The organism is Oscillibacter sp. GMB15532, assembly GCF_041020825.1.
Lineage (GTDB): Bacteria > Bacillota > Clostridia > Oscillospirales > Oscillospiraceae > Oscillibacter.
In genome coordinates, this window is record NZ_JBEVTO010000007.1 from 170,011 (window position 1) to 194,204 (window position 24,194).

Below are 24,194 nucleotides of genomic sequence, written 5' to 3' on the forward strand. Positions count from 1 at the left end.
TTATCAGCTCCTTTACGTTCTGACATGGCTGCGCCGCTTTAGAGGCTCTGCGGGCGGTTCCGCCACGGGTGTGTGGAGTGCACCGGTTCCGATGGGCGGTTCAAGAATTTCCCCGGTTTCCTCGTCCACCATCAGACAGGCCGTGTGTTTGCGAACGATATTTTCCTCCAGCGTCTGCTTATCGGCATAGACTACCTTCCGGTTCGCCTTTTCCTCAACGATATAGGGTTTTCTGAAGCGGATGCCCCAATCCAAAAACAGCCGCAGCCTTGTTCGCATGGGATGGGTGCCGGTTTTCATAACGACAAAGTTGCCCTTTGGAATGGATTTCAGCTCATCCGGCGTCATGAGAGGGCGCTCCATCATTTGTAAACTCTGGCTTGGATCGTTCTTTCCACGGCTGATGCTGCCGCTCATGACCGTTCGGCTGCCCATCGCCTTGCTCAGCACCTCGGCAGTCTGGCTGTTTGGTGCGAAGCCACCGAAGATAGTGTCCTGACAGTTGTCCACGATGATTTCCGCACCCTCCTTGCCGTAATTCTTTTCAAGCTGGCCGAAGGACTGGATAATGGGGATCATGGAAAGGCGGCGGGAGCGGCTGGCCGAAAAAATCAGCTCCAGCGATTCGATGGCAGGCAGCGTACCCAGCTCATCACAGTAAAACATGACACGGTTTTTCAGCTTGCCGCCGTTCTCGTCCGCCACCGCAAGAATTTCCCGATAGAGTTGCTGGATCATCAGGCTGACCATAAAATATTTGGTCAAATCTTCTTCGGGCAGGACCACAAACAGCGCAGATTTTTCATTGCAGAATTTCTCCGCATCAATGGCTGTATCAAAGCAGAGTATCTGCTCCATTTCGGAGTCAAGAAAGGCATTCAGGCGGGACAGCACGGTGGAGAGTACCGACGCCATGGCCTGTTCCGCAGAGTTGAGAGCAGCTCCCGCAAACCAGCGGGCCTTGTGGTCGGGCGGCAGCTTTTCCATGAGGAGCTGGAACTGACTTTTGCCCTTCACCTTGCTGGGGGCCAGCAAATCCTGCACCAGCTTGAACACACTGATGATATGTCGGCAGTCCACCTTTTTCCCATCCACCTTGGTGGGCGGCAGATATTCGGCTATCAGCAGAATGATGGAAGACAGGAGTCCCTCGGCGGCATCGTAGAAAAACTGATTCTGCCCGTAGTTCTCGCCGCTGGCGTTGATGATGGTTTTGGAGATGATCTTGGCGTATTTCTCCGCCTTGGCCTTTGCCACAAGGTTGTTTTCGTCGGCAAGGTAAGTGTCCATGTAGGTATTGACCAACTGGAGCATATTGTTGCCGTCGGAACGGGTGGGATTTCGAAGGTCAATGACCGCCACATGGTAGCCGTAGTGGTCACGGGCAATGGCGCCATAGTTGCGGTAGAGGTCCCCCTTGGTATCAGTGGTCAGAAAACTCATGCCGCTGGCGCAGGCATATTCCAGATTCGGGTACAGGAAAAAGGCCGTCTTGCCCACACCCGACGCGCCAATCATGAGGCAGTGGACGTCATCGGTGTCCACCAGCGCCGTGACCTTATTTTTCGCTCCTGTACTGCCGAGGATGATGCCTTGCTCCGAAACAGCGGGGAGGCTTTCTCCCTGCCGCCACAGCTCCGGCTGGAAGGGAATGTGCTTATAAATGCTTTTGATTTCTTGCTTGGTGGAAAAGCGCGCCGTGCCATGCTGGCCATCGCCCACCGTGCGGGACTTGATTCCATTGAGGGTGTAATAGTGCGCCAAAAGAGAAAGGCCGCCGATGACGAGAAACATCACGGCGGCCGCAGCAAATAAGAGGTAGACCTGGGATTGCATTGGGAAAGCTCCTTTCTTATCAGTCGATTTGGTGGTAAAATAAATTCATAAAAGTCATGCTTATCGATAAAGGGGACATATAATGGACAAGGAATTATTACTGCTTGACAGCAAACTGGATTATCATCTGTTTCTCTATAAACAGCTCACGGAGCAGCTATCCTCTATTCAAAAATGTGCGGCTCAAGGCAGAATTGAAAGCTATGAGACACTAATGGAAGACGAAACACTTCGGGATGCGCTGCTGCTGAAATTTATTCTTTTTCAGCGCACCATTAAAAAGGTCGGATTCTCAACGATGGCAAGCCGCTACAAGATGCGGCTGGAGAAATTTCCGTGGCTGGAAGCAGAATACTTTGACCAGAACTGTGTAGTGCATTATGATTGCGTATGGTCGCTTCTGCAGAACATAAAACCTTTGAAGCGGCAAATCGAGCACATTAAAAAATACGACGATGCCCGGTATGAAGAGCATGGCGAGGATATTCACTGTAGCTTCTGCGGCAAGAGCCAGCAGGAGGTGGAACGCATCATCGCGGGTACCCATGAAGCAATCTGCAATGAATGCATCGGACTATGCTCCGAGATACTGGAGGAAGTAACAGAAGAGGAAAAAGATAAAAAATAATCTCAGGCAGGGCTCATACCCTGCCTGATTGCTATGCCATCCGCATTTCAAAGCCACTCTGCCTTTGCTGTGCCGCTTCCGTTAAATCGTCATTCCAGTCCTTTCCCTGGGAAATCAGCCGCTGAGAGGGATATCCTTTTTCCGCAAGCTGTTGTTTCAGTCGCTCGCTGGCCTTGTGACCGGCTTCATCATTATCCAAGCATAGCGAGACTTGCCGGAGCTGCGGATACTGTTCCAGCATCCACACCATCGCCTGACCGCCCACGCCACAGAGGGACACATAGCTGTGCCGCTGCCAATCCTGCGGATGCAGGGTGATAAACGACAGCAGATCCACCGGCGCTTCAAACACATACAGATGCTCACTTTCGCCAAACCAGTGAAAGCTGTGGCGGGGATCGCAGCCGTCCACATTTCCTTTATACGCCTGCCCCAAGGTGCAAATCCCGCGCTTGTGGGCGTGGCGGGCAACGCCGTTTTCATCCAAGCCCACAAATACCGCATTGTGATATTCCTTTGTCTCGTCTTTGGATTTTTCGCAGCTTTCGTAGAGGAGCTTCTGCTTTGCAAAGTAACTGACCACCTCTCGGCCGATGTGCCGGGTTTTCACCAGATAGGCATACACACGCCGCATATCCGTATGGGCCGGTGGGAGCGCAAAGGGCTTTTTCAGTTCCTGCTTCTTTTGTGAGGCGGGCCGGTAGACCTCGCCCTGCTCACCGCCCAGCAGCAGGGTCACGGCTTCGGGATAAGAGCATCCGTAAAACTTCCGCACAAAATCAATGGCATAGCCGCCGCTCTCCGCGGAGTGGTCATACCATTCGTTTCCCCGGACGGTGATGCTGTGGTCGGAGGCCAGCCGCTTATCCCGGCCGCTGGGCAGGAGCTTTTCGCCGCGCCGCTGGAGAAAGTCCGCCAAATCCACATTGTTGGCGCGGTATTTCTGTTCATCTGTAAAATGCACATACACACCCATAGAGCACCTCCTATTGATGGCGATTGCCGATTCGATGAAAAAATGCCGCCCTTTTTACAGGACGGCATGGCTTCGGGTACATATTTTTTAAGATGGGCATCCGCCTGGTTTTCTTTTTCTGCTTTTTCATGGTGTTCCTCCAATCGTTTTTAGAGTGACATGGTCTGTTCGTGGTCGTCCCGCGCATGACCCTGCGCCTGCTTCTTCTCCCGGAGCCTGCGCAGGAGCTTGCGGTCGGCGCGCTGTCCGGGCGGTTTCAGAGGCGGAGCATTGTCTGCAAACACACGGCTCATGTGATGCAGGAGCCGCGTGCCCGCCAGCAGGACGGAGGGGTCTTTGAACTCGTCCATATGGTCAAGGAAAAACTGCGCGTAAAGATTGCCCTGTGCCGCCGACAGGGTAAACCACCGAACGGCGGACTCTTTATCCCTCGGAACATCTTTTCCCATCAGGTGCAGCTTGCCGAGAGTGTATTGCGCGTACTGGTTTCCTTGCTCGGCGGCGGCTGTCAGGAATTGCAGAGCAGCCTGCACATCCTTTGGCACATCCCCGCCCATGAGATAAACCTTGCCCAGCCGGTACGCTGCGAACGGATTGTCCTGTGCGGCGGAGTGTTTCAGGTATTCCAATGCTTTCGGAATGTCTTTTGGAACATCCTCGCCCTTAAGGTAGAGGACGCCGAGGGCATATTCGGCAAATGGATTCTTATGGTCGGCGGCAAAGGTCAGCCAGCGGATGGCGGCTTCCACATCCTTCAGGACGCCCTCGCCGCCAAGATGCAGCTTTCCCAGCCGGTATGCAGCAAAGTCGTTGTTCTGCTCTGCGGACAGGGTATAGAGCCGTACTGCCTCGACCGTGTTCTGCGGGACGTGCTGTCCCTTTTCATAGAGCTTGCCGAGAAAATATGCGGCATAGGGATTTTCAGCCTCCACTGCCTGCCGGAGATAACCGAGGGCCTTTTCCACCTCTGATGGAGATGCTGTTTCATCGGAGAGAATGAGCTTTGCAAGCTGGTAGCAGGCAAAGGGATTTCCCACCGTCGCCGCCTTTTCAAAGAATTCCTTTGCTTTTGCTTCATTCTTTTCTGTACCCACGCCGTTCAAGAGCATCCAGCCCAGCCGGTACTGGAGCTTATCGTCGTGCCCTTTTTCCTCCAGCGAGACGAAACCGAGAAAGGCTTCCCGAAAACGCCGGTCAGCGTCCGGCTGATTTTTTACGCAGCCGATGCCGGCCCGCAGCATCTTACCAAGCTCAAAGCTGGCATAGGGAAAGCTCTGGTCTGCCGAACGGGTGTAGAGGGAAAAGGCGATTTCATGATCTTGCTCCACACCCTTGCCGTGGTAATACAGACCGCCGAGGGAATACTGCGCATATTTGTACTTTTCATTTGCGGACAGGGTGAGCCAGTCCGCCGCCTGCAGATAGTCCTGCTCTGTGCCAAGCCCTGCGGCAACCATTTTGCCGATGCGGTACTCGGTATACTTCCACGGCTTTTCTTCCTCGGCGGCATGAAACACCGCAAGTGCCTTTTCGTACCAGCCATAGGCGGCATCAGCATCCGCTTTGCACCCAAGCCCGTCGGCGGTCATCCGGCCAAGATCATAGAGCGCAAGGGGATTATCATTTTCCGCTTCTAAAAGAAACAAGTCGAACGCCTGCTCAAAATCCTGAGGAATATTGGCATCCTCATCGCCGTGGAGATACTGTTTTGCCAGCTTGTATTCCTCCGTCCACCATGAGGTGGGGGATTTCTCCCCGCTGCGGAAGGACGGAGCGGGCGGCGTTTCAGACGCATCCTCCTCCGGTTCAGCGGGTTCGTTCTCCGGCGTCGCCTCCATGGAGGGTGCATCGGCACCCAGTTCGGCATCTGGCAGAGCAGTTTCCACAGAGACCGGTTCCTCAAAGGTTATAACACCGCTGCCAAGGTTCAACGCCTCCTGAATGACCCTATTGCGGATTGGCTTGAAATCCTCGCAGCGGGAAAGGGGCGGAGCCTCGGAGGACGTTTCGGTGTAGATCGCTTCGATTCTGCCCCTGACCTCCCACCACAGACGGTAGGCTTCGGCAATGCGGCTGTCCCTGGCAAGCTCATCTACAATTTCGTCCACCATATTTTTCAGGTCTGCTTTCAGGTAGCCGTACTGTTTTTTGCCGCTGACCGTTTGCAGCCGTTCGGCAAGGTGCGTGAGAAGCTGCTCCATGTGTTCACTGACCAAAACACCGCCCTTCATCTGGCGGATCAGCGCCCCCATGGCTTCGGCGGCCTGCTGCTTCAGATCATCCCGCCGCTGGGACTTTTCTCCGTAGAGCGGAATCAGCTCCTGTCGGAAAATTTCATTTGCCAGAGCGGATTTGATTTTACGGATGCCCTGCTTGGTAAGGTAGCCCTCCCTTGGATCGGTGCTGTAGCAAATCATGTGCACATGCGGGTGATGCGATTCATTGTGAAAGGCCGCGTACCATTGCAGATGGTCGGGGTGGATTTTCAGATTCTCCGCCAGCTCCATCGCCTTGGAGGAAAGCAGAGCTTTCCATGCGCAGGCGTTATCATAGCCCAGCCGAGCAGCATCCTCCCGGCGCAGGGAAATAATCGGCGTCCATACATTTCCGGTGTGGGTGGCTACTTCCTCCGCAACCTGTGACAAGACCAGCGGCGCATCCCCGGCTGTGAATAAACCGTGGATGTCAAGCTTTTCGACGCGGGGGCGGTTTGCAATGTAGTCCAGATATTTTTGCCTGCCGCTGATTTGATCAAGATTCTGTTCCAACGCAATGGAGATAAACTCCGAAGCGTTTCCCCGGTTGGAATTCTCACAGTAATTCTCGTATTCAAATAAATCCTTAGTATCAGGAAACTCCCGGAGTATCTGCGCGATCAGCTCCTGTTGCTTTTTGGTGGAATGCCAGAGCCTGTGGGCGCTCTCCGTTTTTTCCACACCATCACGGGTGGCAATGTATTTGACGAGGTTATTTAAATGGGCGGCGGTTTTTTCCCCGCCCTTGAGGTAGGGGCACTTTAGAATGATCCGCGCCATTATTCTTCAGCCTCGGCGCCGCTTTGGAACTCCACCGCATCGTCCAGCCGGATTTTTCCTTTGGTCTTTTTTACCTCGGCAACGCAGCGGCCGCGAAGCCGGTGCAGTTCCTCGTCGGTAACCTCCAGCGTGGCTGCTAAGAGATGCATCATCATGCTGATTTCAACCGAGAGGCGAAACAGATTGCTTGCCACCCGGTTCTCAGTTTTCTGTAGTGTTCCCTCCATGGAGGAAAGCAGGGCCTTGGAAAGATAGGAGGAGGTGTCCTCCGTTCCAAGGTAGCCCATGTAAAAGCAGAGCGCCTTTTCGATAAACTCGCTGCGGCTCTTGCAGTTATCTTGTATCAGCCAGCCGTCCAGCCGTTCCATGGTTTCTGGATACAGCCAGACCGCCGTTCGTTCCTTGTTGTTTTTCATGGTAAAACCTCCATTTTTGTGGGTGTACACCTGCGAGGTGACCGTGTGAATTCCTTTGTTTCCCTGTGTTTTTGCAGTTTTCGACCACCCTGACCGTGCCAAAGTCCCAATCCGACCACCTCATGGGAAGGTGCGAAAAACGCCCAGCACTGCTGGGCGAAGTGGGCGGCGGGCGGTCGCTTGCGACCACCCGCCTTTATCCTGCTCTTTTTTCGACCGTGGAGACTGCTGGATTTGGGGTGCAGAGAGCCTTTTCCCAACGCTCGCACAAAGCCCTCACGTTGCCGTTTAGAGTGGGATGGGTGCATGGATGCCACACCGCCTGTCAAAGCGGCACACAGGGGCGAACAGGGGGCAACGCTGGGGGACGGGCATGCGCCTTAATGTGCCGCCCTGTCCTGTGTGCCATCAGCGGCAGGAGCAGATTTCTCTTTTTCTTTTTGCTTTTTGGGCGAAGCGGTGGCGGGAGCATCCTCGCAGCCCTCGTCAATATATTCCCGGACGGAAGACGGAACGTATTTTTCATAGAGCTTCTGCAAGGAATCGCAGAGCTCCTGTGTGAGATCCGCATCCTTTTTCTCCATGTAGCGTTTCACCGCACGGAGCTTTTCGCCGTCCATTTGCACGGTAATGCTTTCTTTTTTCATGCTGAGTGTCCTCCTTAAAATCGAAATCCCATAAAGGTGAAGCCGGGTTCCAGCTCCGGTTCCTGCCCGGTGAATTCGGGAATGTCAGCAAAAAGCTGGCTGTATTCCGCGACCTTACTCTTGCCGAGCGAGGTAAAGTTGCCGTCATAGGTGGTGTCGCAGACAAAAAACGGACCGCAGATAATGTCCGCGCCCAGCCGCCTGTTGGGCGGCATTCCGTTTATTTTGCCTTCCTCATTGCAGACGGCAACGCAGCCGTTGGGAAAGCTGATGCATTCAATCAGGCCGCCCACCTCCGCCTGCAGGCTGGCAAGGTCATTTTGAATTTCCTTGACATGGGGCGCCTGCCCCGGCTCAATTTTGAGTACCTTAATCTTGTTCTCACGCATAAAATCAGCCCTTCCTTCTTAAATTTATGGTAGATAATTTCTCGGATTTTGCTTCACACCGTTCACCCGCACCTCAAAGTGCAGATGGTTTCCGGTGCTGCGCCCGGTGGAACCCACCTTGGCAACGGTTTCCCCGGCTTTCACGGTTTGCCCCTCACGGACGAGAATCTCAGAGCAGTGACCGTATAAGGTGACCAGCCCGCCGCCGTGGTCAATGGTGAGATAATAGCCGTAGCCGGTGCTGCCATAGACTACGGTTTTCACTGTTCCCGCCTGTGCCGCACGGATGGAGGTGCCTTTCGATGCGCCGAGATCAATACCGGAATGCCCCGCCCACTCGCCGGTGAGCGGGTCCGTCCTGCCGCCGAATTCAGAGGTCACCATGGAGCGCCAGTTCTTACCCAGCGGAGAAATCAAGCCGGAGGCGGAGGCTTCCGGCGCTTCCGCGTAGGGTCTTGCGTACAGCACCTGCTTGCCGGAATCGAACAAATCCCGGTAGACGACCTGTCCTTTCGAGGAGGATGCGTCCACCACCTTGCCGTCCCCGGCGTAGATGCCAACGTGGGTAATGTTCATGAAGCGGTCGTTGGGCTTGTGGCTCCAGAACACCAAATCTCCGGGAGCAAGGCTGGATTTTGGAATCGTCAGCCCGTTGTCCACGCAGTATTTGCCCTGCGCCGCAGCCGTGCCAGGCAGATTTACCCCCAGCTTTTTGTACACCCACTGTACAAGATAGCTGCAGTCGGTGTAGCTGCCCTGTCCTCGAAGCTCCTGCGAATACGGGTCTCCAAGGCGGGAAAGCCCCAGCCGGACAGCCTGTGCACCCGCTTCTCCGACAGGCAAATCGGAATAAAAACCGTCCATCTGATCCGGCGTCCAGTCCTCCCACAGCCCGGAATTGTCATCTTCCATGGGCGCGCCGGTGCCATATCGGGCGCGGTAATAGATTTCATTGGCGTTGGCCTGATCCTCATAAGTGACGGCTCTGCCGAACAGCGCGCGGATGTTGTTGTAGACAGCGGGCAGAGAGGTGATGGGTACGGCTACGGTATAGGTTTCTTCCGAGGTGGTGCCGTCGCCGTTCTCCACGGTGCGGGTGCGTTCCTCATACGTCACAAAGCAGTCCACATAGCGCCGGTGTTCCAGTCGGGAGGGGGACGCTGCGCCGAAGAACAGAGAATAAAAAATTGCCTTGACCCGGTAATTGTCAAGGCTGTCGCCGTCCTCCATCTCTGCGTTCACGTTATCGATGGCATTGTCTATGAGGGTGAAGCTCTGGCGCATATCCCCGATGTATTCCCGGTACTCCGCAGGCATACTCGCCGGAATGACACCGCCGTGAAAGCACAGCTCCACGGCGGTGTTGTTGTGGTTTGTGGTGCCGGAAAGCAAGGAGCAGACCAGCACGACGACCAAAATCAGCGGGGACAGGACGGCGGCAATGATCCAGCAGATGGTTTTCCGGGTGCGTTCATCCGAGAGCGCGGTAGCGGCGGCTTTTACAACAGCTGCGATGGTTGCGGGATCTGCCATGCCGTCACCACCATTTCAGACCGCCAAAGCCGAATAGACTCTGCTGTTCCGGCTCCGGCTCACTTGCCATGAGCTGCTCGGTATAGTCCACCGCCTGCTCCAGAACAGCGGTGTCAAAGCCCGCGGTTTTGTAGCCCTCACGGATGGTGTTGTAGTAATAGTCCGAGGGATACCCCAAGCGATGCCCCGGCGTCATCACATAGACCATGGCGGACACCGACTGTCCATCCAGTGGCAGTTCCATCAGTTCCTTGTCATAGAACCGGGGAAAGCCCTCATAAACATCCAGCGCCGCTTCATCCTTCGGCGTGATCTTCCACAGCAAAACAGGGACGGAGGAACCCTCGCAGGGCTCAATGGTGGCAACGGCTCCGTTTCGGCCGCCCCGGAACACAAGGGCATAATCCTTGATTTCGGATGCCCCCACCACCTTGGCGGATGGGCACCGGTGCGCCATCTGCGGCAGATTAAGATTGCTGCCATAGGCGATATACAGTTTGCTTTTCATACGTTCTCCCTTCTACATGGACATAGTAAAAGCGGGGGACTGCTCGTCCTCCGCTTCCATAATAGGTTCCGGCACCGCTTCTTCCGGGGGAGCCTGTGTCTGCTGACGCTCCGCCTCCCGCTTCTGACGCAGCCGTTCCTTTTGCCTTTGGGCCTGTGCCGGGTCTTTCCACGCGATGCAGCCCTCCAGATGATCCAGCAGATGCTTACGGGCGGTTTTAAACTCGTCCCCGATCATACCGAGGCGCAGAAGCCAAACACGGAAAGTATATTTTTCATTGCTGGACTGTGTTTTCGTAGGACTTGCCGACCGCTGGTTGAGCGCCTGCGCGGTCATGGCAAGACAGAACTGGATGTACGCCTTGATTTTTCCGGCGTGCAGCTCTCCGTTGAACGCCCGGAATTCCACCGTACCCTTTTGGAACACACTGTGCAGATTCAGGCAGTGGTAGCGGCTATGGTGGTAATGCTCCCGGCTGCCGTCCCCGCCGTTATACCAGAGGCTTTTCAGCCGGTCGAGGGTGGCGGGCTTCTGCCGGTTGAGCCGCTCTAAAAAAGCGGGGTCAATCTTCTGGCAGTAGTGGCTTTCCCTCCCACGCGAGACCTTCAGCGCCTTGTAAATCATATCCTCCTTGGCCGCCATGATGTTGACCAGATTACGGAGGTGGGGTGCGTCAAAGGGCGCGGCATTGATATGAATGTGGATGCCACAGGAGGAATTCACAAACGCACCGGCCTCCCGGAGCCTGCGGATCAGCTCCTGCACCGTTTCGATATCCCCGTACTGGCAGATGGGGCTGACCAGCTCCACGCTGTAGTTCCGGTCGGCGCTGACCTTCCTGCGGCCCTCCTTCCGCTGGCAGTCCAGACTGCCGTCGCTCATGACCTTCCATTTGCGGCCGGTGGTATCCCTTGCGAAATAGGTGTCATAGAAGCTGCCCTCATATTCTTTTGTGGTGCCGAAATATTCGGCAATGACCTCGGCAGCGCGGCTTCTGGTAAGCCCGGTCATTTCAATTTCAATCCCGAAATCCTGACCCTGTATCTCCATTTACTCACCGCCTTTACCATATCCTGTGCTGCAGGGTCAGGTCTTTTTCCTGAGACAGCCCCGCCAGCTCCGCCGCAGAGTTGATGAAGCCGCACAGCCGTTCCCTGCGCCAGGTATCAATGAGATACCGCCCGCATTCCTCGTTGAGCGCATTGATTTTCAGCACCGTATCCCGCACACACTCTGAAACGGCGGCGGGATCACCCTGCGCCAAGGTGAGGTCGTCAATGTAGTCATCCAGAATCTGCCCCATGACAGACACATCCTCCGGGGTATAGTGGTAGCTCCCGGCGTAGGGATCGGGGTATTCCTTGCCATCCATGCAGCACCGGAGCTGCTCCAAAATGGCGGGGCGCTCGTCGCAATCCGCTTTCTGGTATTTCTCCATAAACGCTAAAAGATCCGCCTCCCGATTGGGTGTGTAGCGGATGAAGGACAGCATATCTTCGAGGAGTCCTGATTTGTTTTCTTTCTGCTGTTGCAGTCTGTTCATGATTTTTCTCCTTTCCATGTTATCTGCCGCCCGCCGTTCCGAACAATTTCTCCTTATATGCCGGAGCGTGAACCGCGAGGTTATACCGCTCAATGCCGCATTTGTAGAGGCAGACACCGCGCTGGGGAAAGCGGATCAGGTTGTATTCGCTTTCTTCCAGCTGGAGGGAGTCGATATAGAACCGCTTGTCGATGTTGCCTGCGTTGAACAGAAACGCATGAGACGGAATGGAAAACAGCGGCTTGGTCAATTCGCGGATGTGCTCAATATTGAAGTCCTCCAAGTTCTGTGACGAAAGAATAACCGCCGATTCCTTCTTGCGCACACGCTTCATGAAATTGCGGATGTATTCAATGGCTGTCAGGTTCGTGAGGAACAGATACAACTCGTCAATGGAGGCGGCGGTGTTCCCCTCGGTCAGAAGCTTGTCGCTCATGAAGGACAGAACATTGAACAGCAGGGCGTTTTTCACGTTCCGACTGGCCTGGAGCAAGCCTTTTACTCCGAACACAATAAAGCGGTCGGAGGTTACGTTGGTGTGGCCGTTGAAAAACTGACTTTCCGCGCCCATGCACATGGAGTGAAGCCCCAGCAGGATTTCCTGCAAAAGCTCCGGCGGGTAGAGCTGGTATTTGGTTTTGTCGTAGCCCTTGTACTCGGCTTCAATCAGGGCATAGAGGTCGGACAAAATGGGGTAGTCCGTGGCGGCAAGGCTCTTGAAATCGGTGCGGTCGCTGATTCCGAACTGTTCGTACAGCTTGCCCAGCATGATTTCAATGGCGTCAATGTGGCGGTCGGAAAAATCTTTGTAGCACCGGAAGAAATCCTTGAGAAAGCTGATGTGCTGACTGAGCTTGGTGGACTGGCGGAACGCCTGGGGCGCGTCGGTGTCCTCCGGGCTGCCGCCCTCGTCCCATGTTTTCGGCTCCAGCGGGTTGATCCGGTACCGGCCCGACATGAGATCAATGAAACAGCCGCCGAGGTTTTCCGCCAGCTCCACATATTCGTGCTCTGGATCAAGGCACAGAACCGACTTGCCCGATTCGAGGATATTGCAGAGAATGAGCTTTAACAGGTAGCTCTTGCCTTGGCCGGAGTTACCGAGTATCAGGACATTGGCGTTGGTTTTGTCATCGTCGCGCTTGTCAAAATCCGCAATGATATTGGAGCCGAACTTATCCCTGCCGAGGTAAAAGCCGTGAGGGTCGGTCTTACCGCTGTAGTTGAAAGGATAGAGGTTTGCCACGGAGCTTGCGGGCAGCACCCGTTCAAACTGGCTGGCGAACACATTCCAGCCAGCGGGGCCTACGGCGAGAAAACCCTCCCGCTGGCGCAGCATGAGCCGGTCCACATTGAGCTTGGAGCGCACCAGCTCGGTGAGCACATCGGTCTGGAGCAGCTTCAGCGCATCGGAATCGTGAGCGGTCAGCTCGATAAAAACAGCGCAGTGCAGAAGCGGCTCCCGATTCCGGTGCATGGAGGAGACCAGCGTCACTACATCCTGCAGATTGCTTTCGGCGGTGACGGTCTGCTGGAGATCGTTGGTACTGCTCTTATCCATGCGATTTTTGTTGGCGGCATTGTGGATGATCTTCTTTTCCTCGGCCGCCGTTACCTGACGGGTGTAGATGCGCAGGGTCACGCCGTCCTTTTCTCCGAGGTGGCGCAGGATGGCCTGTTCCTCGGTAGCTGTGGGATATTCCCGCAGCACCCACACACAGCGGTAGGTGTTGCCGCATATGAAGTGGTCGGTGTTGAATTTGATGATGCCCGGAGCGATCATGTCAAGGAAATCCTTGATTTTTGCATCCTCCTGCGGCACTGATTTTTCTCTTTTTCTGTTTTTACTCACCGAAAATCACCCACCTTTCTCCGTCATAATCCTCGTATTGTTCCGTTGTGACATTCTGCTCATAATAGACACCCAGCAGGCGCTTGATGTCCGATTCACCCGCCTTGCGCACCGTGAAGCCCTGATCCTTAAGGCTCTTTTCGATGCGGGAGAGGTAGGGCTGAACATCGCGTTCCTTTTCATTTCTCAGCCGGATGATGATTAGAAATTCCCTTGCCGTTGCCATCTGCACCTGCATACGGTCAAGGGCGGTCTGATCCTGTGCCAGCAGTTTTCGGATGACAGGATTCTGCTCGGCATCCATTCTTGCTTTGAGATAACTCTTATTGTCCTCGAAGTTTTCCCGGCTGTTCAGGCACAGCATTTCAATTTCAGCAATGCCCTTGAGAACATTCATAAGAGCGTAGATTCTTGCCCCCACGCTGCTCTCAGACAAAACACTGATATTGGTCGGTTTAATCATAAAAAACACCAGCTCACCGTGGGGCGTTACAAGGCTGTGGGCGGTGATGCCATCAATGCCCATGAGCTGGCGGGTGGAGGCTTTTTCTCTGGCCTCCTGTTTCTTTTTTCTGTTCATATTCATCCCCTCCATTCGTAGGTCTGCTGCTTGCCAAAGAAGAAAGCGACGGCGTAGCGGATAAAGTCAAGGATGCTCACATCCTCGAAGCGGATGGATAAAAAGGCATAGACCGCCGTCAGAACAATGGGCGGCAGCCAGCCCAGCCGGGAGAGGGCAAAGACAGAAATCAGGCATTCGATGCCGATGATTCCGATGTCCCGCAGATCCCACAGCCACAGGGTCGCCTTTGATTTTAAGTTGTCGGGGTAGATGTACATCGGGGTGATCCCTCCTGTTCCTCATAGATTTTTCGTAAAAAATAAGCGATGCCTCGGAGGACAAAGTCCACGCAGGGTATCGCCACACTATTTCCAAGAGCTTTATACCGGGCGCTGTCAGATGCCCCCGGAATTAGCGTCCAGCCATCGGGAAAACCTTGGAGCCGTTCACATTCCAGAGGGGTAAGCCTGCGGATGAGGTTGCGCCTTTCCACAATGCATTTGTTCTGACTGACATACTGGCTGCCGATGCCTTTCTCATCTCCACGGCAAAGCGCGCCCACCACCTCTTGGTATGGCTCACACACTGCGTGCCGGTCGCTGGTTGTAATGGTGTAGCTGATGTCCGGCTGACAGCCGAGGCCGTTGCCGCCGTTTTCCGGCTCCCGGTCGATGGTGTTTCCGGCAATGCAGATGGTTTCCTGCAAAATAGCAATGCCGCCTTGGTTCTTGCTGGGATCGGGGCTGGTTGTGTCAATGGTTCTGGCAACCTCCGTTTCCCGGCATCCCGAATGGGGATTTGCTGATTTCATGCTGTTGGATTCCTTGGAATCCAGCGAAAAGGCAACGGCACTGCCCACCAGCGGAACATTATTGCCGCCTGTTCCCATCCGGGCGGACATGGTGGGCGCTACTGCATGGGGGCCGGTGTAGCGGCTGTCAATGCCGTGATTTTCAAATAATACCGGCTGATTATTGCCACTCATCCCGGCACTTGCCGTAATGGTCGGGCAGATGCCCTCGCCAATTTCAGCGCCGCCCTGCTGGGTCGCCATGACCAGCGGCTGATTGTTCCCGCCCTGCCCGAAGCCTGCGGATACTGTCTGCGACACATCCACCGGTCCGGTAAAGCGGGAATCTTGTGCGTGGTTGTCAAACACCAGCGGCTGGTGTCCATGCTCCTGTGCGCGGAGGGTGCCGGTGATATCCTCGGTACAGTGCATCTGACTGCCGCCCTGATCGTTGAGGCACAGTACCGATGGGGCCGTGCCGGTTTTAATGGTGGGTGAGCACTCCGCCTGATAGCCGATTCCTCTCGCATCGGCGCTGGCATTTCCGCAGAAGCCCGCGGTAAGCACACAGGGATAGCCCTGTCCGGCCTGCCCACCGCCGCCGGTAATAGAGGTGTGTACCTCCGGTGAGAGAAAGCAGTCGCCGTCACCCTTGCTGACAACGCCTGCCGCAAACAGAAGCCCTGCCGGGTTTCTTCCCCCGCCGCCGTCCGCACCGGCAAGAGTCGGCGCCACACCCTCCGGCGTGAACACACGGCTTTGCTGGGTATCCCAGCCGTTCAGACAGTTTGGCTGAGATACAAGGGGAGGATGCCCGCCCATACCGGCGCGCAGCGTGGACGCCACATCCTCGGTGACATCCATCCGTTCGCCGCCCTGATCGTTTAAGCACAACAGCGGTTCTGCCACAAAGGTCTGCTGTTTCATCCCCGGCTGAGCCTGTACTGCCCCTGCAATATCGTGCAAATCCCGCACTTCATCACGTTGGTTGGCGGCGAAAGCAATGGGTATTCTTTCTTCTGTCTGAATATATCCGTGCCCACCGCCTTCACCACTATAGAGGGCGGGCCATGTTCCGGTTTCTTCAAAAATGCGGCGGCTCTGTACATCCCATGGGGTCAGGCAAGCCCCGCCTGTATCATCAGTGCGTCCCTGAGCTGGGGCGGCAGCTCCTTGCCGCGGGCCTCCGCTCTGCGCAATATCCCCAAACAGGCTGTCTTGCTTAAATAGTATTTCGGGTGCGGTCGTGCCTCCAAAATCTGCGACAAGGAAGATGCGACGGCGGCGCTGGGCGACTCCCCAGAATTGAGCGTCCATGACTCTCCAAGCCAGGCTGAATTCATTTCCCAAAAGGACAGCCCCAGCAGATTCCCAGCGCCCGGACTCAGGTCGAGGCACATCACAGGCACTGTACTTAATGCGGACGATCTCCTCAATGACCGCCCGGAAGTCCTCCCCCTCTGCGGAGCTGAAGGCTCCGGGGACATTCTCCCAAACGAGGTATCGAGGTCGAACAAGGTGAGCTGGTACGTTTCGTTGCTCATCGGATTTTCTCATCTCCTTCGCAATGCGTGTCTGCTCCATAAACAGGCCGGAACGCTCACCCGCCAAGCCCCGGCGCTGGCCAGCGACCGATAAATCTTGACACGGGCTGCCGCCGCAAATGACGTCCACAGGCGGCAATTTCGCTCCGTCCAGCTTTGTAATATCCCCGACATGGAGCATTTCGGGGAATCGGATTTTCGTCACTTCAATGGGAAAGGCTTCGATTTCACTGGCCCATACGGGAGTGATACCGTTGCGGATAGCCGCCAATGGAAAACCTCCGATCCCATCGAAGAGGCTCCCCATCGTCATCATCAGGCCATCCTCATCGCCTGCTGGGGAGCTTCGGCCGGTTCGGTGCCTTTGGCTCTGCCGATGGCAAAGCCGTTTTCCTGTTCCATCACCCGGCGAACCGGGATTCCGATTCTGACCGCTTCCTCGATTTCAAGGTGCATTCCATAGGAGATGCGGTCGCCGTAGCACCACAACTCGTCACAGCGGGGCAGCATGGCAAGTCCCATATCCAGACCCGCCTGACGCTCCTGCGGATTGGAATCATCAAGGAGCTGCGGATATAACAGATGGGGCGCAAAAAAAGCGTGCCCCTCGTTCATCACATGGCGGCACGCTTTCCTGGCAAATGCGGTGTTCTGTTCGATGTCCCCGGCATAAGGGGACGCCACATAGATTAATTTCATAGGCTTTTCCTTTCTGTGCTTATTTCGGCGCTACCGCCTGTACGATGGTGCGGGTGGTGTTGACGGCAGCCTGTGCGGTATACACGGCGCTCATCACGTTGGCCTTTGTACTGGTATCCAGCCCGAAGGCTCCGGCAATTCGCGGTACTTCTCCTGCGGCCAGCATCAGACCAAGCCCCAGCAGAGCGTGGGTTCGCAGCACCATAAGCCCCGCCGCAAGGATGGTTGCCTGCAAAAATGTGGTGAGGCACAGACCGATGATCTGCTTGCACCACTGTGTAAAACCGTCGATGTAGCCGCGGGGAACGGAAAACATATACAGGCTGCCCACGGCAATCTGTATGAGCAGGATGCCGCCGCGCTTCAGGTTGGCAAAGAACACCTTAATGACCGCGTACCCCATCATGATGATCATAAAGAGCAGCAGGATGGGGCTTGTAATGACAGCCAGCCCTCCGAACACGCCGGAGCCCATGGCGCCAACCATATCCGGTGAGCTGCCAAGCTCGGAAATGATGTTCCCGGCAAGGTCGCCAAAGCTGGTTCCATAGCCGGTGATCCCCGCCGTGAGGCTGCTCTGGAGATTGACCGAGAGCTTGAACAGCTCCACCGGCACGATGGTAAAAAGGGACACCGCCATAAAGCCCTTAATGGCGTTTAAGGCGGTGTCCTTGATGCTGCCCCGGCCGTGCTGGTACTCGATGCCGGTTTCAAACGCCGACACCACCAGCCCGGTTCCATACAGCGCCCAAGCCAGATAGGAAAAAAACAGGACGATGGACTGCACCCAGCTCATTTCGAACAGCTCCACGCCCATATTTCCCATCTGTGCAAAAAAATCGGCCAGAAAACCGACCACCTGTCCGTAGAGCCATTCGATGATCTGATCCATCACGGTTCCAAGGACAAAGTCCCATATGAACATTGGATTCTCACCCCTTTCTGTGGAAATAAAAAAGGCACACCATGCAATAAAATGCGGTGTGCCTGCATATCTGTCTGAACGGATTTCTGACAGGGTGCTAACATTTAGAAAACTTCAGAAACGACTTGACAATCCGTCCGGTCAGAGCTTCAATACCACACAACGGTGGCCGCCGAAATAAGGAAAAGGAGGTCTATTGTGTGGCAGATTACAAAAAAATGTATGATTCGCTGTTTAACGATGTGACGGATGCCATCTCGCTGCTTCAGCGTGCGCAGCAAAAGACGGAGGAGCTTTTTATCTCCGGTGATGACGGCGTTATTGTGGAACTCAAAAGAGATTCAGAGCCCGACGGCAACGATAAATAGCATAGCCCGTTTACAAAAAGCAAGGAGAGCGGTTCTGCCGCCCTCCTTGTTTTGCTGCTGCAAACGTCTTTTGGGGGAAATAAAAAAGGCACACCGTGGGTTCATTCACAGTGCGCCTTGGAGAATAGTTGCAACTCGCTGCCGACAGGGGTTTCAGACTATACCGCAATCGTTTCCATGTGTTCAAAGTCAATGACCACATCCGCTTGGTCAAAGGTGATTTCGAACAGGATAAGCGCAGGAAGTACATCAGGGATGCTCATAATGTATTCCGGCAGCTTCAATAGAAACTGATCCTTGATGGCTTCCACCGAAACAGAGCTTTTCCGAACAATCCCATTCCTGACCCGAACGTGTTCTTCTCCACTTTCCGGAATCGTTGTGAATGCAGCATGAGGATTTTTCTCAAACTCCGCAACCTTTTGGTTGTCGCTAAAGGTGGAGAAATACAGGGCTTTCGTCTCTGCATCATAATAAAAATTGACGATGCGTACATTGGGCGCTCCGTCTGCCGCTGTAGCCAGCGCCATGGCTGTTTGTGTTTGCATCATGCGCTCAAATTCTTTTCTATAATCCATTTGTTATTTCGTCTCCTTCTTTTTAGGCATAGGCAATTGTGTAGCTGCTTATTTGGTAAAGGAACCAATTTCAATTAAGTTGCCCTCTGGATCTGCAACATAGCAAGTCCGCTGTCCCCACGGCTCTGTTGTAGGTTCTAAGACCGGCACGGCACCGTTTGACACAACCCGCTTAAAGGTATCATCTACTGCGGCATAGTTTTCTACACCCATCGCAATTTCATAATGGCCATGGATGCCATTCGCATAAGAAAACGACCTTTTTGCCATCTGCTCAAAATCTGTTCTGCGATAAAGTAAAAACAAAGTGCCATCTTTCACCAGATAGACATTGCTGGAATCTTCTTCCTCCTTGATTTCAAACCCAAGAACATCACGGTAAAAACGCACCATAGTCGGCATATCTTTCACGAAAATTCCGAAGCCTTCTAATTTCATACGTTTCCCCCCCTTACTTCAGAGCAATGTAGATATCAATATCACAGTTTTCCGGGTCGGCATTTCGGTATTCCTCGAAATCGCCTGTAAAGCTGCGGTCTAAATCCGTCTGCCAAATCTCTCCCCATGAGTCAGAGACGGCCTTTTCCATATGCCCATGCACAGAGAATTTTGCGTATTTTCCGGCAGGGATTGTTTTTACGGTCAGTTCAGGATTTTCTGCCTTGGAAACCTCATTACCCGCTGTTACACAGTACCCATCGGCCGTATAATCGGAATACAGCCCAATGGCGTACTCGTTTACCTTGTTTTTTATCACGGCATTGATGCCGCCTTGGTATAACTTCTCCCAAAGCCCGCCAATGATTTTCCCCATTTCAGGGTCGCTGTTGCTGGTCGCAGCACTTACCCCAACAATAATCTTTTCCTCTAAATGCACAACTTCGTAGTTCATTTGATCGTCCTCCTTGTCTTTGATACTATCATCATAGCAAAGACCAATTGACAGCAGCGTGTCATATTATAAATATTGTGCCAGTGTTTTTTGCAGCTTATCCTTGATTTGCAGGCGGATATCCTCCGGTTCTATGATCTCACAATCCTCACCAAAGGTCGCAAGATATTGATAGACCCAATCGCCTCTGGGCATGGTGAGCGTCGCAATGAAATCACCGCTGGGAAGCGTTTTGTATTGTGAAAATTCATCATAGACACGATACGCCATTTTCTTTGACAGCTTCAGTGTGATTGTCACGAAATCATCTTGAAATATTTTTGTGCCTTCAAATATCTTCGCGGAGGCAGTGCGTTCAAAGCGCTCGTCAAGCAGCTTCAATTCTTTCATGCGCCGCAGTTTGAAAAACCGATAATCTTGACGCACTGTGCAGAAAGCATAAAGATACCAGCTCTGTCCCTTAAAGCAGAGTTTCATGGGTTCTGCTGTGCGCTGCGTGCTGCCCTCACTGCTGTGATACTGAAACGCCACTTTTTTCTTTCCGAGAATGGCGCTTTTCAGCAGGCTGAACAGCTGCGCTTCCTCATCGGCGTTTGCCCAGCCGGAGAAATCAACTTCAACCCAATCGGCGCTGGTGTTTCCAAATAGGGAGGACAGCTTTTGCACCGCAGTATTGGTTTGCTCCAAGTTGACCGCATCTACTGCGTGAAGTGCAGCGAGAATATCTGACTTTTCGCCATCGGTCAGGACAGTTTTATTGAGAACGAAGTCAGGGAGCAGTGAAATTCCACCACCCTTGCCCTTGGTCATATAAATGGGTATTCCCGCCGAGGATAGAAGCTCTACATCCCGGTAAATCGTGCGGGGTGAAACCTCAAAGTGTGTTGCGAGCTCCCCGGCGGTCATACTTTTTTTGTTCAGCAATAGATAAACCATTTCGAATAGCCTGTTAATCTGCATATTATCACCTCTACTGCTTTTATTATAAGATGATAATATGACATCTACAAGACATATTAAAGCAACGAAACATTATTTGTTCCACTACATCCCCAAAATCGTCCAGAGTATCCTTGCAAAAGGATGGCGAACGGACTTTTTCATAGTATCTGTGTCCTTTCCATTGTTCATATTTGTTTAATTGAAAGTTCCGCTTTACTATGGTAAACTCACTTTATATATCTGCCGTGTAAAACTTTTGTGAAACGGTAGCATGGGAAATTAACGCTCGGTGAGCAAGTTTTATATAATTTATATAATGTGTGAGGTGGTGCAATAAATGTTTAATGAAATTTGTATCTATGAGGCAAAGATTGAAAAGCAAGAGGAAATTGAGCAACTTATGAAAGAGGTTGCCGCCTTTTATATGGAGCAGGATGGTGTTATTGAAGTTAGATATATCAAACGCACCCACCGCCAAACAGATTTTAATGCCGTTAAAGAAGGGGCATTGCCTGTTCGCCTCACACGCAATGTAGGCAAAGTCACTTATGTTTTACATTGGACTGTTAGAGATGAAGAAACTCACGCAAGGGTGTCAAAGTTAGGGTTAGAGCATTTTTACAAGCGATGGAACAGATGCTTAACCACTATGCCAAAAATTATTTTGGGTGAAAACATTGTGTAAGGGTATGAGCACACCCTCTGTTAGTAGTTTAACTTCACCTACACAATAAAATCTGACTTATCACGAATTTGAGCCGTTGCATCTTACTTGACGCAACGGCTCTTGCTTTGTCTACATGCCAAGAATAGTCCAGAGTATCCTTGCATTAGGTCGGTGAACGGATTTTAATTTTCATAAACAGCGCTTCCTTTCATATTGACATTTTTTGATGTGAAGCATATACTATATCATATCAAGATAATTTGATGTGAGGTGATAAACGTTGGAGCTTACTCCGGAGAAGAACGCTAATGTATTTAAGGCATTTTGCGATGAAAAGCGGCTTGCCATTTTGGAACTGCTGCGCAGCGGTGAAAAATGCGCCTGCGTGCTCATTGATCAAATGGAAATCGGTCAGTCCTCCTTGTCCTATCACATGAAGATTTTATGTGAATCGGGTATTGTCGAAAGCAGACAGGAAGGCAAATGGACACATTATAAAATCAGTGAACAGGGCAGCCACGAGGCCATGCTCCTGTTAAAAGCAATTACCACCCCCAATGCAACCGCTGAAGATACTCGTTGTTGCAATCAATAACGGCCATCTGATGGAAGATGGCTTTTATTCGGCACAACATATCAAGTTTTTTTGATATGACTATTGAATTTAAGAAAGAGAGGCGCTTACCCTATGGAGATCCTTCAAAATACGTGGCTGTTCTTTCAAGACCAAGTGCTTGGAATGAAATGGCTCAACGCCCTAATCGGTAATCTGCTCTCGTTGTTCGGTCTTGATGTAACAGGACGAATTGGTGGCAGCGTTCAATTCTTTATCTATGATGTACTAAAAATCACCGTACTGCTCTGCGTGCTGATTTTCATCATCTCGTACATTCAAAGCTACTTCCCGCCGGAACGAAGCAAGAAAATTATGAGCCGCTTTCACGGCGTGTGGGCAAATATCATGGCAGCACTGCTTGGCACGGTAACGCCTTTTTGCTCTTGCTCCTCCATACCTCTGTTCATTGGATTTACCAGTGCCGGACTGCCCCTTGGCGTGACTTTTTCCTTTCTGATTTCCTCACCCATGGTAGACCTCGGGTCGCTCGTTCTGCTCATGAGCATCTTTGGCACAAAGGTCGCTATCGTCTATGTCGTTGTGGGCCTGGTTATCGCGGTCGTTGGCGGTACGCTGATTGAAAAACTTCACATGGAAAACTATGTGGAAGAATTCATTCGCTCGGCAAGCGGCGTAGATTTTGAATCGCCTGACTTAACCCGCAAAGAGCGTGTCATTTACGCCAAGGATCAGGTGGTGTCAACCTTCAAAAAAGTTCTGCCGTACATTCTGGTTGGCGTGGGCATCGGAGCTATCATCCACAACTGGATTCCTGAAAGCTGGATTGAGATGGTGCTTGGCAGCAATAATCCTTTTGGGGTAGTGCTGGCAACTCTGCTTGGCGTTCCCATGTACGCTGACATTTTCGGCACGATTCCGGTGGCCGAAGCGCTGCTCTACAAAGGCGCGCAGCTTGGTACGGTTCTCTCCTTTATGATGGCAGTCACAACGCTTTCCCTGCCCTCCATCATCATGCTGCGCAAGGCGGTAAAGCCGAAGCTGTTGGGCACATTTATTGCCATCTGCACCATCGGCATTATCATTGTTGGCTATCTGTTTAATATTTTCCAGTATCTACTGGTTTAATGGGAGGGAAAGAGAATGGCTAAAAACTGGTATCCAGTCATCGATTATCTTGCTTGCACTGAATGCGGAACCTGCGTGGATTTTTGCTCCCACAGTGTTTATAACAAAGCAAAAGCCCCGTCCCCTGTGGTGATGCAACCCGGAAACTGCATTGACCGTTGCCACGGCTGCGGCAACAAGTGTCCGGCAGGCGCCATCTCCTATGTAGGCGACGATACTGGCTGGACACCGCCAAACGGCGAATGCAGTGCAAAAAAAAGCGTAGATTGCTGCCGCGGCGGGGCTTGTGAGGAGGATTCCTCCAAGGCTGTGCTTGTGGAATATCTCTATCTTGATCTCAATACCTGTGACCGCTGTATCGGCGCCGATGCGGTACTGGAAGAAGTTTTGGGCAGTATCGCGCCCGCTCTGGAGGCTGCCGGATATACCATGCGGCTTCAAAAGGTACAGATCGCCACAAAAGAACTGGCGGAGCACTACCGATTCCTTGCGTCGCCCACCATTCGTGTAAATGGGCAGGATATCTGCGGACCTGTTGCGGAAAACACCTGCGGCTGCTGTGGTGAAATCAGCGGAACCGATGTGACCTGTCGTACCTTTGCATACAAAGGTCAAGCCTATGAAGTACCGCCCAAAGCCATGCTGGCCGAAGGAATTCTAAGAGCTGTGCTCGGCATGGTGCAGCCCGTTTGTGACTGCGGCGAGTATTCACTTCCAGAAAATCTCAAAAACTTCTTTGAGGGAAAAGCTGTGAAGACCGGTTGCTGCCCTGAAGGTACTTGCGGATGAGTAAACAAAGGATATAAAAACAGTTATTCCACTTTTGATTTTCGCCGTCATTGCCGAGATTGACCTTTACGGTTTTGGGTATCCTTGCGGCCACGGCGGGCAGCCTTGTATGGAGTGTTTTGCTACTGCTGCTCTATTTCATTGGGCACGGCATTCTCGCCGTGATTGCGGAGCCTTCCATGGGCTTTGCCCAAAAGCTCTCCCAAAGCGAGAAGTATGGAAAAGCCAGCGCTATTTTGAAAATCGTCATGGGCGCGGTGATCCTGCTCATCGGTTTCTATTTGTTATATTCAGGTTTCTAATCATGAATTTAAGGAGGTTTTTATTATGGCATTGTTTGGTTTTGGTAAAAAGAAAAATGCAGAGGAAGAAT

27 protein-coding genes are annotated in these 24,194 nt (G+C 52.8%); 7 read left to right on the top strand and 20 right to left on the bottom strand.

The features are described from left to right. Nucleotides 1-12: 12 nt before the first annotated feature. Nucleotides 13-1,836 carry a VirD4-like conjugal transfer protein, CD1115 family gene (locus tag ABVS15_RS10110; RefSeq protein WP_369283604.1) on the bottom strand — a complete coding sequence of 608 codons (1,824 nt, stop codon included), beginning with the start codon at nucleotides 1,834-1,836 and terminating at the stop codon, nucleotides 13-15. An 82-nt stretch (nucleotides 1,837-1,918) separates the two neighbouring features. Here ABVS15_RS10110 and ABVS15_RS10115 point away from each other — a divergent pair, with 82 nt between their 5' ends. After that, nucleotides 1,919-2,464, top strand: a complete 546-nt coding sequence (locus tag ABVS15_RS10115; protein WP_316323431.1) for a ClpX C4-type zinc finger protein — start codon at nucleotides 1,919-1,921, stop codon at nucleotides 2,462-2,464. A gap of 31 nt (nucleotides 2,465-2,495) precedes the next feature. On the opposite strand, the gene ABVS15_RS10120 is transcribed toward ABVS15_RS10115, so the two are convergent. The 15 genes from ABVS15_RS10120 to ABVS15_RS10190 all read right to left on the bottom strand — a co-directional run bounded on the left by ABVS15_RS10120 (nucleotide 2,496) and on the right by ABVS15_RS10190 (nucleotide 17,883). Further along, nucleotides 2,496-3,440, bottom strand: coding sequence for a DUF3991 and toprim domain-containing protein (locus ABVS15_RS10120; RefSeq protein ID WP_369283605.1), 945 nt, complete (start codon nucleotides 3,438-3,440; stop codon nucleotides 2,496-2,498). A 149-nt stretch (nucleotides 3,441-3,589) separates the two neighbouring features. Then, the gene (gene mobP3 / locus ABVS15_RS10125) at nucleotides 3,590-6,475 is read right to left on the bottom strand and encodes a MobP3 family relaxase (protein ID WP_369283606.1); all 2,886 of its coding nucleotides are present in this window, start codon (nucleotides 6,473-6,475) and stop codon (nucleotides 3,590-3,592) included. Next, complete coding sequence (locus ABVS15_RS10130) at nucleotides 6,475-6,891, bottom strand: hypothetical protein (protein WP_369283607.1); 417 nt, start codon at nucleotides 6,889-6,891, stop codon at nucleotides 6,475-6,477. Before ABVS15_RS10130 ends, mobP3 begins: the two co-directional genes overlap by 1 nt. A gap of 380 nt (nucleotides 6,892-7,271) precedes the next feature. Next, on the bottom strand, nucleotides 7,272-7,538 hold the full coding sequence (locus tag ABVS15_RS10135; RefSeq protein ID WP_018213969.1) for a DUF6103 family protein: 267 nt from the start codon (nucleotides 7,536-7,538) through the stop codon (nucleotides 7,272-7,274). Nucleotides 7,539-7,552: 14 nt separating this feature from the next. After that, on the bottom strand, nucleotides 7,553-7,927 hold the full coding sequence (locus tag ABVS15_RS10140) for a DUF3846 domain-containing protein (RefSeq protein ID WP_018213970.1): 375 nt from the start codon (nucleotides 7,925-7,927) through the stop codon (nucleotides 7,553-7,555). 24 nt (nucleotides 7,928-7,951) lie between these two features. Next, nucleotides 7,952-9,442: a peptidoglycan DD-metalloendopeptidase family protein gene (locus tag ABVS15_RS10145; RefSeq protein ID WP_341547732.1), complete on the bottom strand. Its 1,491-nt coding sequence runs from the start codon at nucleotides 9,440-9,442 to the stop codon at nucleotides 7,952-7,954. A gap of 22 nt (nucleotides 9,443-9,464) precedes the next feature. Next, a complete protein-coding gene (locus ABVS15_RS10150) occupies nucleotides 9,465-9,968 on the bottom strand; it encodes a gamma-glutamylcyclotransferase family protein (protein ID WP_018213972.1) in 504 nt (167 codons plus the stop codon). A 12-nt stretch (nucleotides 9,969-9,980) separates the two neighbouring features. Beyond that, nucleotides 9,981-11,018: an amidoligase family protein gene (locus ABVS15_RS10155; protein ID WP_018213973.1), complete on the bottom strand. Its 1,038-nt coding sequence runs from the start codon at nucleotides 11,016-11,018 to the stop codon at nucleotides 9,981-9,983. 13 nt (nucleotides 11,019-11,031) lie between these two features. Next, the gene (locus ABVS15_RS10160) at nucleotides 11,032-11,511 is read right to left on the bottom strand and encodes a hypothetical protein (protein WP_018213974.1); all 480 of its coding nucleotides are present in this window, start codon (nucleotides 11,509-11,511) and stop codon (nucleotides 11,032-11,034) included. A gap of 19 nt (nucleotides 11,512-11,530) precedes the next feature. Then, nucleotides 11,531-13,294: a DUF87 domain-containing protein gene (locus ABVS15_RS10165; protein WP_207729943.1), complete on the bottom strand. Its 1,764-nt coding sequence runs from the start codon at nucleotides 13,292-13,294 to the stop codon at nucleotides 11,531-11,533. 61 nt (nucleotides 13,295-13,355) lie between these two features. Continuing rightward, on the bottom strand, nucleotides 13,356-13,943 hold the full coding sequence (locus ABVS15_RS10170) for a hypothetical protein (RefSeq protein WP_020493352.1): 588 nt from the start codon (nucleotides 13,941-13,943) through the stop codon (nucleotides 13,356-13,358). 2 nt (nucleotides 13,944-13,945) lie between these two features. Next, nucleotides 13,946-14,203, bottom strand: coding sequence for a hypothetical protein (locus ABVS15_RS10175; protein ID WP_018213977.1), 258 nt, complete (start codon nucleotides 14,201-14,203; stop codon nucleotides 13,946-13,948). Continuing rightward, the gene (locus tag ABVS15_RS10180) at nucleotides 14,179-16,575 is read right to left on the bottom strand and encodes a DNA cytosine methyltransferase (RefSeq protein WP_074432651.1); all 2,397 of its coding nucleotides are present in this window, start codon (nucleotides 16,573-16,575) and stop codon (nucleotides 14,179-14,181) included. Before ABVS15_RS10180 ends, ABVS15_RS10175 begins: the two co-directional genes overlap by 25 nt. Beyond that, nucleotides 16,575-16,958: a DUF4406 domain-containing protein gene (locus ABVS15_RS10185; protein WP_018213984.1), complete on the bottom strand. Its 384-nt coding sequence runs from the start codon at nucleotides 16,956-16,958 to the stop codon at nucleotides 16,575-16,577. Before ABVS15_RS10185 ends, ABVS15_RS10180 begins: the two co-directional genes overlap by 1 nt. Before the next feature lie 19 nt (nucleotides 16,959-16,977). Next, a complete protein-coding gene (locus ABVS15_RS10190; protein WP_018213985.1) occupies nucleotides 16,978-17,883 on the bottom strand; it encodes a conjugal transfer protein TrbL family protein in 906 nt (301 codons plus the stop codon). 200 nt (nucleotides 17,884-18,083) lie between these two features. Between ABVS15_RS10190 and ABVS15_RS10195 the strand changes: the two genes are divergently transcribed. Beyond that, nucleotides 18,084-18,251 (top strand): hypothetical protein, encoded by a 168-nt coding sequence (locus ABVS15_RS10195; protein ID WP_018213986.1) that lies wholly within the window; start codon nucleotides 18,084-18,086, stop codon nucleotides 18,249-18,251. A 158-nt stretch (nucleotides 18,252-18,409) separates the two neighbouring features. Here the strand turns inward: ABVS15_RS10195 and ABVS15_RS10200 are convergent, their stop codons facing one another. The 4 genes from ABVS15_RS10200 to ABVS15_RS10215 form a co-directional block, all read right to left on the bottom strand. Continuing rightward, nucleotides 18,410-18,829, bottom strand: coding sequence for a pyridoxamine 5'-phosphate oxidase family protein (locus tag ABVS15_RS10200; RefSeq protein WP_018213987.1), 420 nt, complete (start codon nucleotides 18,827-18,829; stop codon nucleotides 18,410-18,412). A gap of 48 nt (nucleotides 18,830-18,877) precedes the next feature. Further along, nucleotides 18,878-19,267 carry a VOC family protein gene (locus tag ABVS15_RS10205; protein ID WP_018213988.1) on the bottom strand — a complete coding sequence of 130 codons (390 nt, stop codon included), beginning with the start codon at nucleotides 19,265-19,267 and terminating at the stop codon, nucleotides 18,878-18,880. A 13-nt stretch (nucleotides 19,268-19,280) separates the two neighbouring features. After that, nucleotides 19,281-19,721, bottom strand: a complete 441-nt coding sequence (locus ABVS15_RS10210) for a GyrI-like domain-containing protein (protein ID WP_018213989.1) — start codon at nucleotides 19,719-19,721, stop codon at nucleotides 19,281-19,283. Between the two features lie 66 nt (nucleotides 19,722-19,787). Next, nucleotides 19,788-20,681, bottom strand: a complete 894-nt coding sequence (locus ABVS15_RS10215; protein WP_018213990.1) for a YafY family protein — start codon at nucleotides 20,679-20,681, stop codon at nucleotides 19,788-19,790. Nucleotides 20,682-21,000: 319 nt separating this feature from the next. Between ABVS15_RS10215 and ABVS15_RS10220 the strand changes: the two genes are divergently transcribed. The 5 genes from ABVS15_RS10220 (at nucleotide 21,001) to ABVS15_RS10240 (ending at nucleotide 24,123) form a co-directional block, all read left to right on the top strand. After that, the gene (locus ABVS15_RS10220; protein ID WP_018213991.1) at nucleotides 21,001-21,348 is read left to right on the top strand and encodes a hypothetical protein; all 348 of its coding nucleotides are present in this window, start codon (nucleotides 21,001-21,003) and stop codon (nucleotides 21,346-21,348) included. A gap of 262 nt (nucleotides 21,349-21,610) precedes the next feature. Beyond that, on the top strand, nucleotides 21,611-21,925 hold the full coding sequence (locus ABVS15_RS10225; protein WP_018213992.1) for a helix-turn-helix transcriptional regulator: 315 nt from the start codon (nucleotides 21,611-21,613) through the stop codon (nucleotides 21,923-21,925). A 93-nt stretch (nucleotides 21,926-22,018) separates the two neighbouring features. Beyond that, nucleotides 22,019-23,032, top strand: a complete 1,014-nt coding sequence (locus ABVS15_RS10230; protein ID WP_018213993.1) for a permease — start codon at nucleotides 22,019-22,021, stop codon at nucleotides 23,030-23,032. A 15-nt stretch (nucleotides 23,033-23,047) separates the two neighbouring features. Continuing rightward, entirely contained in the window at nucleotides 23,048-23,821 is a 774-nt protein-coding gene (locus ABVS15_RS10235; RefSeq protein WP_018213994.1) for a DUF2703 domain-containing protein, read from the top strand. A gap of 59 nt (nucleotides 23,822-23,880) precedes the next feature. Then, nucleotides 23,881-24,123: a hypothetical protein gene (locus ABVS15_RS10240; RefSeq protein WP_020493353.1), complete on the top strand. Its 243-nt coding sequence runs from the start codon at nucleotides 23,881-23,883 to the stop codon at nucleotides 24,121-24,123. Nucleotides 24,124-24,194 lie beyond the last annotated feature (71 nt).

Bases quoted from the DNA above. Each gene is read 5' to 3' on its own strand.
- ABVS15_RS10110 (WP_369283604.1), bottom strand. From the start codon at position 1,836: ATGCAATCCCAGGTCTACCTCTTATTTGCTGCGGCCGCCGTGATGTTT.
- ABVS15_RS10115 (WP_316323431.1), top strand. From the start codon at position 1,919: ATGGACAAGGAATTATTACTGCTTGACAGCAAACTGGATTATCATCTG.
- ABVS15_RS10120 (WP_369283605.1), bottom strand. From the start codon at position 3,440: ATGGGTGTGTATGTGCATTTTACAGATGAACAGAAATACCGCGCCAAC.
- mobP3 (WP_369283606.1), bottom strand. From the start codon at position 6,475: ATGGCGCGGATCATTCTAAAGTGCCCCTACCTCAAGGGCGGGGAAAAA.
- ABVS15_RS10130 (WP_369283607.1), bottom strand. From the start codon at position 6,891: ATGAAAAACAACAAGGAACGAACGGCGGTCTGGCTGTATCCAGAAACC.
- ABVS15_RS10135 (WP_018213969.1), bottom strand. From the start codon at position 7,538: ATGAAAAAAGAAAGCATTACCGTGCAAATGGACGGCGAAAAGCTCCGT.
- ABVS15_RS10140 (WP_018213970.1), bottom strand. From the start codon at position 7,927: ATGCGTGAGAACAAGATTAAGGTACTCAAAATTGAGCCGGGGCAGGCG.
- ABVS15_RS10150 (WP_018213972.1), bottom strand. From the start codon at position 9,968: ATGAAAAGCAAACTGTATATCGCCTATGGCAGCAATCTTAATCTGCCG.
- ABVS15_RS10155 (WP_018213973.1), bottom strand. From the start codon at position 11,018: ATGGAGATACAGGGTCAGGATTTCGGGATTGAAATTGAAATGACCGGG.
- ABVS15_RS10160 (WP_018213974.1), bottom strand. From the start codon at position 11,511: ATGAACAGACTGCAACAGCAGAAAGAAAACAAATCAGGACTCCTCGAA.
- ABVS15_RS10165 (WP_207729943.1), bottom strand. From the start codon at position 13,294: ATGATCGCTCCGGGCATCATCAAATTCAACACCGACCACTTCATATGC.
- ABVS15_RS10170 (WP_020493352.1), bottom strand. From the start codon at position 13,943: ATGAACAGAAAAAAGAAACAGGAGGCCAGAGAAAAAGCCTCCACCCGC.
- ABVS15_RS10175 (WP_018213977.1), bottom strand. From the start codon at position 14,203: ATGTACATCTACCCCGACAACTTAAAATCAAAGGCGACCCTGTGGCTG.
- ABVS15_RS10180 (WP_074432651.1), bottom strand. From the start codon at position 16,575: ATGATGACGATGGGGAGCCTCTTCGATGGGATCGGAGGTTTTCCATTG.
- ABVS15_RS10185 (WP_018213984.1), bottom strand. From the start codon at position 16,958: ATGAAATTAATCTATGTGGCGTCCCCTTATGCCGGGGACATCGAACAG.
- ABVS15_RS10190 (WP_018213985.1), bottom strand. From the start codon at position 17,883: ATGTTCATATGGGACTTTGTCCTTGGAACCGTGATGGATCAGATCATC.
- ABVS15_RS10200 (WP_018213987.1), bottom strand. From the start codon at position 18,829: ATGGATTATAGAAAAGAATTTGAGCGCATGATGCAAACACAAACAGCC.
- ABVS15_RS10205 (WP_018213988.1), bottom strand. From the start codon at position 19,267: ATGAAATTAGAAGGCTTCGGAATTTTCGTGAAAGATATGCCGACTATG.
- ABVS15_RS10210 (WP_018213989.1), bottom strand. From the start codon at position 19,721: ATGAACTACGAAGTTGTGCATTTAGAGGAAAAGATTATTGTTGGGGTA.
- ABVS15_RS10215 (WP_018213990.1), bottom strand. From the start codon at position 20,681: ATGCAGATTAACAGGCTATTCGAAATGGTTTATCTATTGCTGAACAAA.
- ABVS15_RS10220 (WP_018213991.1), top strand. From the start codon at position 21,001: ATGTTTAATGAAATTTGTATCTATGAGGCAAAGATTGAAAAGCAAGAG.
- ABVS15_RS10230 (WP_018213993.1), top strand. From the start codon at position 22,019: ATGGAGATCCTTCAAAATACGTGGCTGTTCTTTCAAGACCAAGTGCTT.
- ABVS15_RS10235 (WP_018213994.1), top strand. From the start codon at position 23,048: ATGGCTAAAAACTGGTATCCAGTCATCGATTATCTTGCTTGCACTGAA.